Origin of the sequence: uncultured Tateyamaria sp., from assembly GCF_947494755.1 — a bacterium.
In the GTDB taxonomy this organism is placed as follows: Bacteria; Pseudomonadota; Alphaproteobacteria; order Rhodobacterales; family Rhodobacteraceae; genus Tateyamaria.
Genome location: NZ_CANLVZ010000009.1, coordinates 1 through 14,449, shown reverse-complemented (window position 1 = coordinate 14,449; position 14,449 = coordinate 1). Strand labels below are relative to the sequence as shown.

The 14,449-nt window shown below is 58.6% G+C and carries 16 protein-coding genes and 1 tRNA gene; 11 read left to right on the top strand and 6 right to left on the bottom strand.

Annotated elements, in window-relative coordinates:
* Window positions 1-5 precede the first annotated feature (5 nt).
* Genes Q0908_RS12240 through Q0908_RS12230 form a run of 3 tightly spaced genes read right to left on the bottom strand, consistent with a single transcriptional unit; the run spans window position 6 to window position 1,827 of the window.
* On the bottom strand, window positions 6-1,049 hold the full coding sequence (locus Q0908_RS12240; protein ID WP_299284546.1) for a quinone-dependent dihydroorotate dehydrogenase: 1,044 nt from the start codon (window positions 1,047-1,049) through the stop codon (window positions 6-8).
* Window positions 1,046-1,483: a DUF1330 domain-containing protein gene (locus tag Q0908_RS12235; protein WP_299284543.1), complete on the bottom strand. Its 438-nt coding sequence runs from the start codon at window positions 1,481-1,483 to the stop codon at window positions 1,046-1,048. The genes Q0908_RS12240 and Q0908_RS12235 overlap by 4 nt, the downstream gene beginning before the upstream one ends.
* On the bottom strand, window positions 1,480-1,827 hold the full coding sequence (locus Q0908_RS12230; protein WP_299284540.1) for a DUF952 domain-containing protein: 348 nt from the start codon (window positions 1,825-1,827) through the stop codon (window positions 1,480-1,482). The genes Q0908_RS12235 and Q0908_RS12230 overlap by 4 nt, the downstream gene beginning before the upstream one ends.
* 138 nt (window positions 1,828-1,965) lie before the next feature.
* On the opposite strand from Q0908_RS12230, the gene Q0908_RS12225 reads away from it, so the two are divergent.
* Window positions 1,966-3,528 carry a 5'-nucleotidase C-terminal domain-containing protein gene (locus tag Q0908_RS12225; protein ID WP_299284994.1) on the top strand — a complete coding sequence of 521 codons (1,563 nt, stop codon included), beginning with the start codon at window positions 1,966-1,968 and terminating at the stop codon, window positions 3,526-3,528.
* Between the two features lie 142 nt (window positions 3,529-3,670).
* Here Q0908_RS12225 and Q0908_RS12220 read toward each other — a convergent pair whose 3' ends face one another.
* Window positions 3,671-4,366 (bottom strand): NAD-dependent deacylase, encoded by a 696-nt coding sequence (locus Q0908_RS12220; protein WP_299284537.1) that lies wholly within the window; start codon window positions 4,364-4,366, stop codon window positions 3,671-3,673.
* 81 nt (window positions 4,367-4,447) lie between these two features.
* On the opposite strand from Q0908_RS12220, the gene Q0908_RS12215 reads away from it, so the two are divergent.
* A complete protein-coding gene (locus Q0908_RS12215) occupies window positions 4,448-5,158 on the top strand; it encodes a site-2 protease family protein (protein WP_299284534.1) in 711 nt (236 codons plus the stop codon).
* Here the strand turns inward: Q0908_RS12215 and Q0908_RS12210 are convergent.
* A complete protein-coding gene (locus Q0908_RS12210) occupies window positions 5,155-6,117 on the bottom strand; it encodes a LysR family transcriptional regulator (RefSeq protein ID WP_299284531.1) in 963 nt (320 codons plus the stop codon). The two genes, Q0908_RS12215 and Q0908_RS12210, sit on opposite strands and share 4 nt — an antisense overlap.
* Before the next feature lie 149 nt (window positions 6,118-6,266).
* Here Q0908_RS12210 and Q0908_RS12205 point away from each other — a divergent pair, with 149 nt between their 5' ends.
* The 6 genes from Q0908_RS12205 (at window position 6,267) to Q0908_RS12180 (ending at window position 9,404) form a co-directional block, all read left to right on the top strand.
* A complete protein-coding gene (locus tag Q0908_RS12205) occupies window positions 6,267-7,157 on the top strand; it encodes a carbon-nitrogen hydrolase family protein (RefSeq protein ID WP_299284528.1) in 891 nt (296 codons plus the stop codon).
* Window positions 7,158-7,239: 82 nt separating this feature from the next.
* Window positions 7,240-7,458: a translation initiation factor IF-1 gene (infA, locus tag Q0908_RS12200; RefSeq protein ID WP_005978431.1), complete on the top strand. Its 219-nt coding sequence runs from the start codon at window positions 7,240-7,242 to the stop codon at window positions 7,456-7,458.
* Between the two features lie 9 nt (window positions 7,459-7,467).
* The gene (locus Q0908_RS12195) at window positions 7,468-8,037 is read left to right on the top strand and encodes a Maf family protein (protein WP_299284525.1); all 570 of its coding nucleotides are present in this window, start codon (window positions 7,468-7,470) and stop codon (window positions 8,035-8,037) included.
* Window positions 8,034-9,056, top strand: a complete 1,023-nt coding sequence (locus tag Q0908_RS12190) for a ribonuclease E/G (protein ID WP_299284523.1) — start codon at window positions 8,034-8,036, stop codon at window positions 9,054-9,056. The genes Q0908_RS12195 and Q0908_RS12190 overlap by 4 nt, the downstream gene beginning before the upstream one ends.
* Window positions 9,053-9,223, top strand: a complete 171-nt coding sequence (gene yacG / locus Q0908_RS12185) for a DNA gyrase inhibitor YacG (protein ID WP_299284520.1) — start codon at window positions 9,053-9,055, stop codon at window positions 9,221-9,223. Before Q0908_RS12190 ends, yacG begins: the two co-directional genes overlap by 4 nt.
* 106 nt (window positions 9,224-9,329) lie before the next feature.
* Window positions 9,330-9,404, top strand: a tRNA-Phe gene (locus Q0908_RS12180).
* Between the two features lie 144 nt (window positions 9,405-9,548).
* Here the strand turns inward: Q0908_RS12180 and Q0908_RS12175 are convergent.
* Window positions 9,549-10,379: a hypothetical protein gene (locus Q0908_RS12175; protein WP_299284517.1), complete on the bottom strand. Its 831-nt coding sequence runs from the start codon at window positions 10,377-10,379 to the stop codon at window positions 9,549-9,551.
* Between the two features lie 242 nt (window positions 10,380-10,621).
* On the opposite strand from Q0908_RS12175, the gene Q0908_RS12170 reads away from it, so the two are divergent.
* The 3 genes from Q0908_RS12170 (at window position 10,622) to Q0908_RS12160 (ending at window position 14,377) form a co-directional block, all read left to right on the top strand.
* Window positions 10,622-10,801 carry a hypothetical protein gene (locus tag Q0908_RS12170; RefSeq protein ID WP_299284514.1) on the top strand — a complete coding sequence of 60 codons (180 nt, stop codon included), beginning with the start codon at window positions 10,622-10,624 and terminating at the stop codon, window positions 10,799-10,801.
* Between the two features lie 1,078 nt (window positions 10,802-11,879).
* Window positions 11,880-12,371, top strand: coding sequence for a helix-turn-helix transcriptional regulator (locus Q0908_RS12165; RefSeq protein ID WP_299284511.1), 492 nt, complete (start codon window positions 11,880-11,882; stop codon window positions 12,369-12,371).
* Window positions 12,368-14,377: a DNA methyltransferase gene (locus Q0908_RS12160; RefSeq protein WP_299284508.1), complete on the top strand. Its 2,010-nt coding sequence runs from the start codon at window positions 12,368-12,370 to the stop codon at window positions 14,375-14,377. Before Q0908_RS12165 ends, Q0908_RS12160 begins: the two co-directional genes overlap by 4 nt.
* The last annotated feature ends 72 nt before the right edge of the window (window positions 14,378-14,449 follow it).

Genomic DNA, 14,449 nt, shown 5'->3' with positions numbered 1-14,449 from the left:
GGGGATCAGAGCCAATCATCTGTGTTACGCCCAACGGCCTCTGCCACCGAATTGAACCCATCCTGCGCCAGCAATGTGTCCAGACCTCGGGCGATGTCGGCCCCAAGGCTCAGGCCGCCATAGACCAGCCCGGTATAGAGTTGGACCGCAGAGGCACCCGCCCGGATCTTGGCATAGGCGTCGCGCGCCGATGAAATCCCGCCCACACCGACCAGCGGGATGTCCGTCAGCCTGTGCAGTTTGGCCAATACCCGCGTGGACTTTTCAAACAAGGGGTTGCCGGAGAGGCCGCCCATTTCTGAGGCATGGGCGCTGCGCAAGCCGGTGCGATCCAGCGTTGTGTTGGTACAGACAATCGCCGCGATGCGCGCATCCGCCGCCACTTTGGCAATGTCTGCAAGCTCCTGATCGCTCAAGTCCGGCGCGATCTTGAGGAAGACCGGGCAGGTCCCGCGCACCTGCATCACGCCGTCCAGCAATGCGGCCAGCGCCATCGGCCCTTGCAGGTCGCGCAGCTTTTCGGTGTTGGGGCTCGAAACGTTCACAGTGGCAAAGTCGATATGGGGGGCGCAGTATTGCAGCACCCGCGCAAAGTCCTCGGCCCGGTTGGCACTGTCCTTGTTGGCCCCGAGGTTCAAGCCCACGGGAATGCCCTTGGGCCGTCTGGCAAGCCGCGCGCCAATTGCCTCCATTCCATCGTTGTTGAAGCCAAAGCGGTTGATGGCGGCGGCGTCCTCGGTCAGTCGGAACAGACGCGGTTTGGGATTGCCGGGCTGGGGCAGGGGGGTGGCCGCGCCCACTTCGATCCAGCCAAAGCCCGCTTGGCTCAGCGGGGCGATGGCGGTTGCGTTCTTGTCGAACCCGGCTGCCAGACCGACGGGGTTGGGCAAGGTCAGACCGGCAATCGTCGTGCGCAAACGGGCGCTTGTGACCGGCCCGGGGCGCGCGGCCAATGGTGTGTGCAGCGCGCGCAAGGCGAGACCATGGGCCGTTTCAGGGTCAATCCGGCGCAGCGCTGCGGTGCCGAACCGCTCAATCGCAGCCTTCATCCGAACGTGGCTCCGGACCCGGTTGGGGCGCAGCGGATCAATCTGGATGTCCGCACAGCGGCCTGACGGTGCACCACCGCCCGTTGGTAGTCGGGGTCCGTCACCATCGCCAGAAACGCATGCGCCGTGGGGTAGCGCGCGATGAACACCGCATCCCACGCCTCATCCGCAGGGCCGATCAACGTGGTCTGGAATTGGCCCCGCCAGATCACCTGACCACCGACCTTGAGCAGAACCGGCTCGGACTGTTTGCCGTAAAGCTTGTAAGCCTCGGCCCCCGTCAGCCCATCGCGGGCCAGCTCGTGGTCGCCGGGATAATTGGCCAGATCGTTGAAGGCAACGAGGTTCAGCATCTCGATGGGTTGGTCCCGGTCCAGATCCTTGAAGGCCTCAAACTGCGCGCGAGTCGGGTCGTTGTGTCGATCATCGCTCATGTCTCAAATCCTGCGCCTGCCGGGAACTGATGCACGCCGTCCACGATAGGGAGGGGTTGCGCCCAATGCACATCGCCCAGCTCCAGTCGGCGATAAAGATGTGGGAACAGCGCCCCGCCCCGCGACGGTTCCCATTTCAGATCGTCACCAAGGCTGTCCGCCTCGACCGCGATCAGGAACAGGTCATCAACATCGGCAAAGTACTTGGCTGCCGTTTCGCCCGCCTGCTCGGCTGTCGAAAAGTGGATGTAGCCATCGGCCACATCAATTGGCGCACCCGTCGTGTGGGTGTTTTGGCGCAGCATCGCCCATTCGCCCGCACGGAATATTTTGTAAATCAGCATATGCCCGTCATGCCGCTCGCCTGTCTTTTGGTCAAGGGCGCGCTGGCAAGAGGTCGTCGGGTCAACCGGGCGACGAGGGCTTTGACTCTTGCCTCAGGATGCGGTCACGATGTCGCCATAACCAAAACAGGGGAGACTATCATGAACCGTTTTTTGCTCAGTGCAGCAACGCTTGCCATAAGCGCAGGTATGGCATCCGCCGAATACACGCTGAACATTCTGCACACCAACGACATGCACAGCCGGATTGAATCGATCAACAAATACGATTCGACCTGCAATGCCGAAGGCGAAGCCGAGGGTGAATGCTTTGGCGGGATCGCACGCGTCAAATCCGCGCTCGATACCAAACGCGCCGCTTTGGACAATCAGAACGTGATCGTGCTGGATGCAGGTGACCCGTTCCAGGGATCGCTGTTTTACACCACCTACAAGGGCGCCGCCGAGGCCGAGTTCATGGAGCAGATGGGCTATGACGCCATGGCCGTCGGCAACCACGAATTTGATGACGGCCCCAAAGGATTGGCCGATTTCGTCGATACCGTCAGCTTTCCGGTGATCTCTGGCAATCTGGACCTCACGGGTGAAGCGTTGCTGAACGGCAAGGTCGAAAATCACGTCGTGCTTGAGGTCGGTGGCAAGAAGATCGGTATCATCTCGGCGCTGGCCACGGACACAGTCGAAACCTCCAGCCCGGGCGACAACGTCGTCTTTCAGGATGAAATCGAGGCGCTGACGCAGGATGCCGCCACCCTCGAAGCCGAAGGCGTCGATATCATCATCGCCCTCAACCACGTGGGCCTGAACAAGGATCTCGACATCGCAGCCGCCGTACCGGCCATCGACGTGGTGATCGGCGGGCACAGCCACACCTACATGAGCAATGATGACGATGGCACGCCAGCCTATCCGACCATGGTTGATGGCACGCCTGTGGCCCAAGCCTATGCCTATACCAAGTATCTGGGCCACCTGAGCGTCACCTTTGATGATGACGGCAACGTCACAGCGGCCTCGGGTGATCCGATTGTGCTCGACGCCTCCGTCACCCCCGATGAGGCGTTCCTGACGCGCATTGCCGAAATGGGTGCGCCCATCGAAGAGATGAAGACCCGCGTGGTTGCAGAAGCTGCTGATGTGATCGAAGGCGGGCGTGACACCTGCCGGGCGCAGGAATGTGCCATGGGGTCACTGATTGCGGACGCGATGCTGGCCCGCGTGGCCGACCAAGGCGTTGAAATCGCGATCCAGAACGGGGGCGGCATCCGCGCGTCTATCGATGCAGGCCCCGTAACCATGGGCGAAGTGTTGACGGTGCTGCCGTTCCAGAACACCCTGTCCACGTTCGAAGTGTCGGGTGAAGCGATTGTAGCGGCCCTCGAAAACGGCGTGGGCCAGATTGAAGATGGCGCAGGCCGGTTCCCGCAAGTGGCGGGCATGACTTACGCTTTTGACGCCTCCAAACCCTCAGGTGAGCGGATCAGTGACGTCATGGTCGGCGGCGCACCCATCGACATGGCTAAGGTCTACGGCGTGGTGTCCAACAACTACGTGCGCAACGGCGGCGATGGTTATGCGATGTTCAAGGACGCGGCCAATGCATACGACTTTGGCCCCGACCTCGCGGATGTGACGGCTGAATACCTCGCCGAACAGGGCCCGTTCACGCCCTATACGGACGGGCGCATCACAGCCAAATGATCCATGCTCAGGCGCGGCACGTCCGCGCCTGATGCCCGTCCCTTCCTTTCGCCAGAAATACCTCGGGGGAGGCCGAAGGCCGGGGGCAGAGCCCCATGGATCAATACCTGTGCCACGTAAGGCGGAGGTGTCCTCCGCCCTCCTAGCTCAAAATCTCATCCACCCAGGCCGGAACGGTTTGCGAGGCTTTGCCGGGTCGCGTGTCCTCGAACAAGGCTACTGTCTCACCAGGATCAAGGTTCATCTCGACCGTCTTGGCACCGACATGCGTTGCCATCTGCACAAAACCCGCCGCCGGATAGACATTGCCCGACGTGCCGATGGCGACAAAGATATCGGCCTCCGCAAGCGCACGCTCGATCCGCTCCATGTGATAGGGGATCTCGCCAAACCACACGATGTCGGGGCGAGCCTGCGCGGCACTGCAGGCCGGACAGGCCGCGCCTACAGACATCTCAAGCGGCGCAGGCCAGCGATGATCACACGTCGCGCACAATGCCGAATTTAACGCCCCGTGCATATGGATCACGTCCGAACTGCCGGCCTTTTCGTGCAGATCATCCACATTCTGCGTCACCAGCGTGACCTCGCCTCTATGCTCGGCTTGCAAGCGCGCCAAGGCCACATGGCCGGCGTTCGGCGTCGCGGTCGCGGCCTGCGCGCGCCGCGCGTTATAGAAATCAACGACCAGCTGCGGATTGCGCGCAAAACCTTCTGGGGTGGCGACGTCTTCGATGCGGTGCTGCGCCCACAGCCCGCCTTCATCGCGAAAGGTGCCAAGCCCGCTTTCCGCCGAGATACCAGCGCCGGTGAGGATCACAATAGAAGGATGTGCCATAGTCTTGCTTTGCCATATTCTTGCTTTGATCGTTTGCTAAAGCGTCATGTGACCCCGAGATCAACCCATAGGCAAGGCCGCATGCACCAAATCGAAACGTCAATTCTGCGGCTGCGCGGGCCTTGGGGTGTTCCGATCGACGTGCAACCCTCGATCCTGTTCCTCCTGTTCCTGATCATTGGGGTCCATGCGAGCGGTGGGGCCGAGGCGATGATGGACGGGGTGATTATTGCGGCGATCCTGATCGGATCGATCCTGCTGCACGAACTGGGTCATGCCTGGGGCGCGCTGGTCCAGGGCGTTCGCGTCTCCCGGATTACATTGCATGGCGCAGGCGGGACATGTCTGCATGCAGCGGCCCCGATGCGCCTGTCCGAATTTATCACCGTGATGGGGCCTTTGGTGAACCTTGCGCTATGGGCGATCCTGTCGCTGCTGGCCGAGGCGATCTGGGCGACCCAAGCCACGCCCGGCGCGGGCGATCAATTCCAGCTTGCCGCGTGGTTGTGGTTTGCGGCTGAGCTGAACCTCATGCTGTTCATTCTCAACATGATGCCGGTGCAGCCTTTGGATGGGGGCAAGCTGGCCTTCTTTGCCCTGTCTCGCGCCCTTCCTGACGGGCGTGCCTTGCAGGTCGCCGGTGCGCTTGGCCTCGTCTTTAGCCTGATCTGGGTGCCTGTCATGCTGGTGCTCTTTGTCACCTTCGGCTTTGTGTTCCTGTTTTTGCCAAGCCTGCGGCTGCACTGGTCCATGTTGCGCGAAGGGCGCAGTCGCACCCGGACGCAGCCCTAACTGTCGAGCAGGCGCAGATCACCCGCCAGCCACGGCAACTGGCTGAGCGCGGGTTCAATCATATGCGTCTGCATCAATCGCCGCATGGTCTGGGCCACGTCGGTGGGCACATTGCCAGCCCAATCGGCACTGGCATAGAGCGAAATCGTACGCGAAAACGGTTTGAAGGGCAGGGGGAACGCCTCAACCTCATCATGGAAGCGACCCGCACGCATGAAGCCAAGCGGGGTTGTGACGCTCCACCCGATCCGACGGGCCACCATGGCCATCAGGGCCAGATGACTGCCGATCTCGAACCGGTCCACCAAGTCGAGCTTTTGGCGCGCCAGATGCGCCTCGATCTGGCGCGAGATCAACTGGTCCCGCTCATAGCGCAACAAGGGCAGATCGTGCAGCCGCGCCATCGGGTTTTCCGGGTCAAACATCCCCTTGGGGGCCACAAGAATAAACGGATCGCGCGCGAGCGGGTATTCCAGAACCCCGTCGCGCATCGCCCCATCGCTGGCCGAGATCGCAATGTGCAGCCGTTTGTCCGCGATGGATTGCAGGATTTCATGGCTGGGTGCCGTGGCCAGCGTGAATTTGCAGCGGGTCAGGCTGTCTGCCAGGATCGTGACCAGACGGGGCGTCAGGTCATTCTCGAAATCATCAATCACACCGATGGACAAAGCCGACAGATGCGCCAGATCCATGACCGTCAATTCCGATTGGGCCAGCCGCAACTGCGACAACGCCGCCTCGGCGCGCGAAAGAAAGCTGTGGCCCGCGGGCGTCAGCCGCATGGGGCGTTTGCCATGATCGATCAGGTCGGTGGCGAGCGCGGTCTCAAGATTGCGCAACTGCTGGCTGACGGCGGGCTGGCTCAACCCCGTCACATTGGCCGCCTGCGCGACGGACCCGGTGGCCGCCAGCGCCTCGAAGACTTCGAGACCACGGAGGGTGACGCCTTTGCTCAGCATGCGGGGTCCTTGAGGTTAGATTTGGGTTTGGCAAATTCATATCCCGGCGCGTTCAGGAAATAAAGCGGGCATGCGCATGCAAGATTCAGGTTTTGCGATGGTAGCCTGCACTCTTGCCTTGTCCGTGTACGCTCTGGCACATTGCACTGATGAAGATCGCAACCGCCTCTTACCCTTTGGATGTACTGCCCGATTGGGCGGCATATGAGGATAAATTGACCCGTTGGGTGGCCGAGGCTGAGGCCTATGGCGCCAAACTGCTGGTCTTTCCCGAATACGGGGCGATGGAATTGGCAACCCTTGCGGGCCTTGATGTCGCCGCTGATCTAGAGGCGTCCCTGCATGCGGTGGCTGACCGGCTTGCCGATGCGGATGCGCTGCACGCTCATTTGGCCGAGCAATTCGGTGTTCACATTCTGGCGGGGTCGGGCCCTGCCACCACCGCCCTGCCAAAGGGCGTGACCCGCCCCGTCAATCGCGCGCGCCTTTTCGCGCCCGGTGGCGCTGTGGGCGTGCAGGACAAGCAAATCATGACCCGCTTCGAGGCCGAAACATGGGATGTCGTGCCGGGCGGCCCTTTGCAACTCTTTGAGACGACCTTGGGCAAGATCGGCATACTGATCTGTTATGACAGTGAATTTCCGCTTTTGGGGCGGGCGCTGATGGACGCGGATCTGATCCTCGTGCCGTCCGTGACCGAAGCGCTCACAGGCTATTCCCGCGTGCGTATCGGCGCGCAAGCGCGCGCTCTGGAAAACCAATGCGTGACGGTGATGGCATCGGTCGTTGGCGCGGCACCGTGGTCCGAGGCGGTCGATATTTCCGTCGGTGCCGGGGGGATATTCGGCCCGCCGGATGTGGGGTTTCCCGACACCGGGGTCATTGCGCTGGGTCAGATGAACGAACCGGGCTGGGTCTACGGGGACGTTGAACTGGACGCGATTGCCCATGTGCGCGCCGACGGGGGCGTGTTGAACCGGCGGGACTGGCAAGCCCAAATGGGGCGGGATGATCGGGCTGTCGTGACGTCTTTGACCTGATTAGCCCTTGAATTATTGGGACAACAGGCGCATTTAGTGGCGCGTCCGCATCCGCGCGGGCCTGTGTAATCAAGGAGAGACCATGGCCAAGGAAGATACGCTCGAATTTCCCGGTGTCGTAAAGGAACTCCTGCCCAATGCGACGTTTCGGGTCGAGCTTGAAAATGGCCATGAGATCATCGCACATACGGCAGGAAAAATGCGCAAGAACCGGATCCGCGTTCTGGCAGGTGACAAGGTGCAGGTCGAGATGACCCCCTATGACCTGACCAAGGGCCGCATCAACTACCGCTTCAAGTAGCCACGTTTCGTGGCTTTTGTCCTAGGGTCAGGAAGCCCGCGCCGGCTTGAATTGCTGGCGCAATTGGGCGTTGTGCCGGATGCGGTGCGCCCGCCCGACATCGACGAGACGCCGGCCCGGGCCGAGTTGCCACGCCCCTATTGCGCCCGCATGGCCCGCGAAAAGGTCGCCGCCGTTGTCGCGGATGCCGATGATGTCGTGTTATGTGCAGACACCACCGTCGCATTGGGCCGCCGCATCCTTGGCAAACCCACAGATGAGAACGAGGCCGCAGCCTTTCTGCGCCTGATGTCTGGCCGTCGTCACCGTGTTATCACTGCCGTTGCCGTGCGCCAAGGCGCGCGTATGTGGGAGGTGGATGTCGTCAGCACGGTGCGCATGAAAAACCTCTCGCAGCCCGAAATTGCGGGCTATCTGGCCACAGGGGACTGGCAAGGCAAGGCCGGGGGCTACGGCATCCAAGGCCCTGCCGGTGCGTTGATCCCTTGGATCAGCGGATCATTCACGGGCATCGTCGGATTGCCCTTGGCCGAAACCGCAGGCCTCTTGCGGGCCGCAGGTATGAAGGTGTGGGCATGAAAGGACGTCAGATATTGCTGGACCATATCGCCGGTCGCGAAGCGGCGGCCCTGATGGTGGACGGGGTCCTCAGTGATTTGCTGATCGAAGGCGATCCGCCAAGCCCCGGCACGATCTACCGCGCGGTCACAGATCGCCCGGTCAAAGGGCAGGGTGGCATATTTCTGAAAACCCCGGATGGGTCGGCCTATCTACGCGGGGTCAAGGGCATCGGGCAGGGCGAAGTGTTGCAGGTGCAGGTCACAGGCTACGCCGAGCCCGGCAAGGCCATCCCGGTGACCCACAAGTTGCTGTTCAAAAGCCGCCATGCGATTGTGACTCCGGATGCGCCCGGCCTGAACCTATCGCGCCGTATCCGGGACGATGATCTGCGTGATGCGCTGATGGAACTGGCGCATGAGGGGATGGAGGGCTGCGAGATGGGCCTCATCCTGCGCTCCGCCGCCGCGACAGCCGATCCGGGTGACGTCGCCGAAGACATCGCCGCCATGCGTGAACTCGCCGAACAGGTCGTTGGTGACGAAGGCAGCGACCCCGAAGTGCTGACCTTGGGCGATGCGCCGCACGTTCTGGCGTGGCGAGATTGGGTCGACACGGCTGATATCGTGACGGATAAGGGCTGCTTTGAAAGCCATGGCGTTCTTGATGCCATCGACGCGGCGCAAGGTGCCCGCGTGCCTCTGGGCGGCGATATGAATATGTTTGTCGAACCCACCCGTGCTTTGGTGGCCGTAGATGTGAACACCGGCGCAGATGGATCCTTTGCCGCCGGGCTGCGCGCCAATATCGCCTGCGCGCGTGCCTTGCCCGCCGCCTTGCGTGTGCGGGGTCTGGGTGGGCAGATCATCCTCGATCTCGCCCCCATGCCCAAGAAGGAACGGCGCAGTTTCGAAGCCGCCCTGCGCGCCGCGTTCCGCGCAGATGACGTGGACACCGTGCTGGCGGGCTGGACGCCTTTGGGGCACTACGAATTGCAACGCAAACGTGCCCGCTTGCCACTGTCGGAGGTGCTGTCATGACATGTCCCATTTGCCAGAACGGGACGGTCAAGCTCTACCGCCCGTTCTGTTCGCGCCGTTGCGCGGACGTTGATCTGGCACGCTGGATGAGCGGCGGTTATGCGGTCCCGTCCGAACGCGAAGAGGACCAGAGTTTGCCGGATGATGAGGTGCCAACGACGCACTGATCGCAGGATTTCGCGCTTGTCGGTTTTTTGTTTGTTTTCCTATGGACAGCGTAGTGTCTTCGTCCTATCACGCGTCCACCCCCAGAAGGCTTTGACCTTCATTTGTGCCCGGGTAGCTCAGGGGTAGAGCAGTGGATTGAAAATCCTCGTGTCGGTGGTTCGATTCCGCCCCCGGGCACCATTTATCTGAAAATATTCAGTTAAATCAGATACTTATAAGTATGAAATGTCCCACTTCACATCGTGACGTTCCAAAGTGGGACAATCGGGTGGTTTTGACTGGCCGATCCTTCGTCAGGCTGTCGTTGGGCCTGATGCTCTTGGTTTACAAAAATTCGACTTGAACTGGTCGTTTGGTGTCGTAGGACAGCACAGCCTCGGATTCATGTTCGAACCGTGCAAGCACCCTGTTGGCAGAAGTTTTTGTGGAGAGAACAATAGGGGTCTCCTTGTTGAGGCGCTTGGCAAAGAAGACCGCCATGTCCCGATCTTCGGTCCAAGACATGCCATGGGATAATGATGGGCAGAGCGCACCACCACGATAAAGTGTCTTGCTGATCGCTTTGGTTGGGGCGCTTTCCTCCATGTTCAGCCCCCTTTGGCTGGAAGCTTCAAACAGTTCGCTGCATGTTTTGAAGTCAAAGTTGGCGGTCATGATGCTCTGACCCTTTCCTGTCTTCCAAGCACTGCTTACAAAACGACCCAGTGTATCTGGGTTTGATTTGTAATGTATGGCAGCAAGCACAAACTGAAGCTGCGCCCATTGACCTGACCGCCAGATAAAGGCGTTCAGCCCCTCGTCACCTTCCACGGCTTGGTCAGCCTCAAGTAAATCATAGAGGTCAATGAACTTTTCCGGTTCAAACAAGACGCTAACAGCAGCCCCTGTTTCAAAAGAGCAAAACCCGTAGCCCGCTTTGGCCACGGCTGTTTCGATGATCATCCGCATTTCCATCATAGCAAAATGGTCTTTGCGATCTGAGGCATCACGTAGCTTTTCATGAAGTTTGCAGTCAAGCAAAGGCACGAAGTTCTCCCTCGGCACAAGAGTCAATTGGTCTGACGTGTCATACATATTGTTGAGTATTTGAAAAATCTCGGCTGGGACTTCTGGGGTTTCCTGTTGTTTGCCGAAAGTGGATGCATGTGCGTTCATAATTATCGTTCCTTCCATCTGGATTAGGTTTTGCTCTCATTGCGGGAGCACACCCTTGTTCTAGGGGGACGGTCGAAATGACGCTTCGGGGGAAAAACCAGCCAGTTGCGCTGGTATTATTTCGGTCAGCCGACATCGACGCCGAAGTTTGAATGGATGTCATCAAGAAAGGTGGTCATTGAGGTTACGTTTCCTCGCCTGCTTGTCTGACAGTTCGGCTAAATACGAGGGGAGGATGCAGTATGAGCAGCACACGAAAAACCATTAGAAACATCGACGACGACTTGTATCGCCAAGCGAGGGTGATGGCGGTCGAGAATGATATGCCAACAGGGGAATTGATCAGTCACTGTCTTGCCTTCTTCATCAACGAGGGCGAATTTTTGGACGTTGATCAGGCTGACTTGTCCTATGGGGTTTAGGCGGAGTCATGTGGACGATATTCATGCTGCCTGCAAACCGTTCTAGGAGTTGGAGGGCGTCAGGTGGTTTCGAATGCGGATCGGCGATGCCAAGCTTGGCTTTGACACGTTGATATAGGTAAACTGCCATTGCACGTCTTGCAGCAGGGGGATGGGGCAACGTAGCCTCTGTGAAAGCTGCGGCTAACAGCGGATTCAAAAGCGCGACGTAGCGGCGTGTGGCAAGATTTCTGACTTGATAGTCATATGCCATTGGAACGTTTATCAAACGAAGGCAACGTTCGCGTCTGATGCCATTGCGGTGACAGAGCCTTTCAAAGATGGCCTGTCGTTCAGGTATTGAAGTCAGGCGCTCATCATGTTGGTGAAGCTGCAAGTTGGTAAACTATTCAATTGAATGCACTGTGGGTTGTCGTTGGAGCCGATGACTATCAACTGCCCATCAGGACATCATTGCCCGCATACGATGCGGCTGGTGCGGCCATCTACTTGGTAAACGAATGTAACCAAAGTGCTGTCACCAAAATCACGGCGGGTCTCATCTACAACCACAACCGATTCCGCACGATCCAGTTCCAACAACTTATCACGCAGTTCGCCGTAACCGACCTGTCCCCGTGACGATTCGAGCATGGATGCGATGCAAGACCGCACTTGCTTTCGATCACTCGGAAATGCGGTGGCGTATCCGACATATCCGCCGACTGCGATGGCACACATGGTAATCAAGGCGGTCAGAGGCGACGTTGTGGTTTGTGGGGGCAATACAGTATTCCTTATTGTTGTGTGGTCGGTGCTTCAGGTGCGTTGTGGCCACAGACACAGTGTCCTGCGGCGTGGTGCAGGCCGTAGAGGTCGTTTGGGGACACTTGACCGCCAGTGGCATCCCACAAGGCACGTGCAACCCGCTTTGAAGGTGCCACGGTCCCATCCTTTACCCTTAGGATCGTGCTGGCGCTGGTTCCGCACTGCTTTGCGAGGTCGTTGAGGGTCAGTTGGTTGGTGGCAAGATATTGCGTCAATGTCATGTGTCCCGTATTCCATTATACGGAACGATTCGCAATTGAAATTGTGAAATATGATCGTTCCGCTTCCCTCACGTTCCACATTGTGGAATACAAAAAGGATGAAAAATGCATCTGCCAAATCATTTGGTGAAATCCTGCAAGACGCCCGTGAATCCAAGGACCTTTCCCTCGGTGAAGGTGCAAAGCTGCTTGGGGTTCCGAAGACCAGCCTTTGGCGTTGGGAAAATAACGAAACTAAGGTTGATGCCCAACGGCTGGTGGACATCGCTGCGGCCTACGGCCTTTCGATCTCCGCGATGTTTGAGGGCCGCATCGTGGTAGCGCCGACCCAAACAGACTTTGACCGCCTTGGCATCGTCGTTGAACACATCGAACGGATGATCCAGCACATCGGGCATCGGCCCAAGCCTGAAGCCGTGCGCACGGCGGTGGTGGAGGTCCTACGGCTTGAGACGACGCGGGTGCTGGAAACCACGGGCAGTGCGTTCGATCCCTCACGCTACGATGCCATGGTTGGTGGCATCTTGGGTCATTCTTCATGAACGCTGTTGAGATCGAACAGGCCATCACCGATCTGGCCGAGCAACCTTTTGACGCGGCTGAGTTCCCGTTCAGCTTTCTTGAAGCCTTCGGGAACAAGGCCACCACCATCAAGAAACTCCGCACTGATGCGTCCAACAAATCCGACATCGGCGGGGTTCTTCAGGTCAACCACATCCACCTCAAGACCTGCGATGTGGGTCAGGTGCCAGACACCTTGACCGCCCTGCGCGAAAGCAAAGCCACCGACACCAAGCGCAACAAGGTCCGTTTCCTGCTGGCCACCGACGGTGCCACCTTTGAGGCTGAAGACCTGTCCACGGGTGAAACCGTCTCCTGCACCCATGAGGACTTCCCGAACCACTTCGTCTTCTTCTGGCCACTGGCGGGCCTTAGCAAGACCAAGCAGCTATCTGAGTCCGAGTTCGATGTGCGGGCCACCCTGCGTCTGAACAAGCTCTACACCACCCTGCGCACCGACAACCCTGATTGGGGGACACCCGAACGCAGCGCCGACATGAACCACTTCATGGCGCGTCTGATCTTTCTCTTCTTCGCCGAGGACACAGACATCCTGAACGGTGAAGACCTGTTCACGGCCACCATCGAACAGATGTCCAACCCCGATGGGTCCAACACCCATGAGGTGATCAGCGAACTCTTTCGTGCCATGGATACGCCCATCAAGGACCGTGCAGCGGCCAAGCTGCCCCGTTGGGCGGATGTGTTTCCTTACGTGAACGGTGGTCTGTTCTCTGGCCGCACTGACGTTCCAAAGTTCAGCCGCATCGCGCAACGCTACCTGACGCACATCGGCAATCTGAACTGGACCAAGATCAACCCCGATATCTTCGGGTCGATGATCCAAGCCGTGGCGGACGAGGATGAACGCAGCGCCTTGGGGATGCACTACACCTCTGTTCCGAACATCCTGAAGGTTTTGAACCCGCTGTTTCTTGATGATCTGCGGGACCATCTGGATCGCGCGGGCGACAACAAAGCCAAGCTGCTGAACCTGCGCAAACGCATGTCCAACATCCGTGTGTTCGACCCCGCCTGTGGATCGGGCAACTTCCTTGTCATCGCCTACAAACAGATGCGCGAAATCGAGTTCGCCATCAACAAACGACGCGGTGAAGAGTTCATTCGTTCCGACATCCGCATCCAGAACTTCCGTGGGATTGAACTGCGGGACTTCTCAGCCGAGATCGCCCGTCTGGCCCTAATCATCGCTGAATATCAGTGCGACGTGACCTATCGGGGTCAGAAGGATGCGCTGGCTGAGTTCCTGCCTTTGGATAGAGAGAATTGGATCACTTGCGGGAACGCGCTTCGGCTTGACTGGTTGACTGTGTGTCCACCAACAGGTGCCAAAGTGAGGTTGCGTTCCGATGACCTCTTCCAGACACCACTGGAACAGGCAGAGATCGACTTTGAGAATGAAGGTGGAGAAACCTACATATGCGGGAATCCGCCTTACAAGGGCAACGCAAGGAAAACTCCCGAACAGAAGGATGACATGAAATTCCTTCTCGACGGTAGAGCAGAAAAGTGGGGGCTGCTCGACTATGTTTGTGGCTGGTTTATCAAGTCATTTGACTACGCCCGTGTCACGCCAACGCGCTTTGCATTCGTTGCAACTAATAGTGTCGCGCAAGGTCAACATGTGTCCAACTTTTGGAAGCCCTTATTCCAGGATGGAATGCGCATTTTCTATGCCATCAGGTCATTCAAGTGGTCGAACCTAGCAGCCAACGATGCGGGCGTTACTGTCGTAGTCATCGGCGGCGCTCTGGACAAAGGTGAAGCGGTTCTTTTTGATGAAGGCACACAGCTTTCGACACCCAACATTAACGGATATCTCCTAGCACAGCCTGATCATTGGGTATCAACTGTCAGCAAGCCCTTATCATCGGTTCAAGCAATGGTGAAAGGCAACTACTACGGCATATCGGAACATCTGTTACTGGACCCTGTGACCAAAGATTGGTTGCTTGAAAAGTGGTGACCTGCTCCCCTGAAAAGTCCGGCATTTAGAGTTAGCCTGTTCTCCAACTGAGGAGACAGACGATGAAGAGAA

What these genes read in the sequence shown, in the direction of transcription:
- Q0908_RS12240 (WP_299284546.1), bottom strand. Translation starts at nt 1,049, where the DNA reads ATGAAGGCTGCGATTGAGCGGTTCGGCACCGCAGCGCTGCGCCGGATT.
- Q0908_RS12235 (WP_299284543.1), bottom strand. Translation starts at nt 1,483, where the DNA reads ATGAGCGATGATCGACACAACGACCCGACTCGCGCGCAGTTTGAGGCC.
- Q0908_RS12230 (WP_299284540.1), bottom strand. Translation starts at nt 1,827, where the DNA reads ATGCTGATTTACAAAATATTCCGTGCGGGCGAATGGGCGATGCTGCGC.
- Q0908_RS12220 (WP_299284537.1), bottom strand. Translation starts at nt 4,366, where the DNA reads ATGGCACATCCTTCTATTGTGATCCTCACCGGCGCTGGTATCTCGGCG.
- Q0908_RS12215 (WP_299284534.1), top strand. Translation starts at nt 4,448, where the DNA reads ATGCACCAAATCGAAACGTCAATTCTGCGGCTGCGCGGGCCTTGGGGT.
- Q0908_RS12210 (WP_299284531.1), bottom strand. Translation starts at nt 6,117, where the DNA reads ATGCTGAGCAAAGGCGTCACCCTCCGTGGTCTCGAAGTCTTCGAGGCG.
- Q0908_RS12205 (WP_299284528.1), top strand. Translation starts at nt 6,267, where the DNA reads ATGAAGATCGCAACCGCCTCTTACCCTTTGGATGTACTGCCCGATTGG.
- infA (WP_005978431.1), top strand. Translation starts at nt 7,240, where the DNA reads ATGGCCAAGGAAGATACGCTCGAATTTCCCGGTGTCGTAAAGGAACTC.
- Q0908_RS12190 (WP_299284523.1), top strand. Translation starts at nt 8,034, where the DNA reads ATGAAAGGACGTCAGATATTGCTGGACCATATCGCCGGTCGCGAAGCG.
- yacG (WP_299284520.1), top strand. Translation starts at nt 9,053, where the DNA reads ATGACATGTCCCATTTGCCAGAACGGGACGGTCAAGCTCTACCGCCCG.
- Q0908_RS12175 (WP_299284517.1), bottom strand. Translation starts at nt 10,379, where the DNA reads ATGAACGCACATGCATCCACTTTCGGCAAACAACAGGAAACCCCAGAA.
- Q0908_RS12170 (WP_299284514.1), top strand. Translation starts at nt 10,622, where the DNA reads ATGAGCAGCACACGAAAAACCATTAGAAACATCGACGACGACTTGTAT.
- Q0908_RS12165 (WP_299284511.1), top strand. Translation starts at nt 11,880, where the DNA reads ATGATCGTTCCGCTTCCCTCACGTTCCACATTGTGGAATACAAAAAGG.
- Q0908_RS12160 (WP_299284508.1), top strand. Translation starts at nt 12,368, where the DNA reads ATGAACGCTGTTGAGATCGAACAGGCCATCACCGATCTGGCCGAGCAA.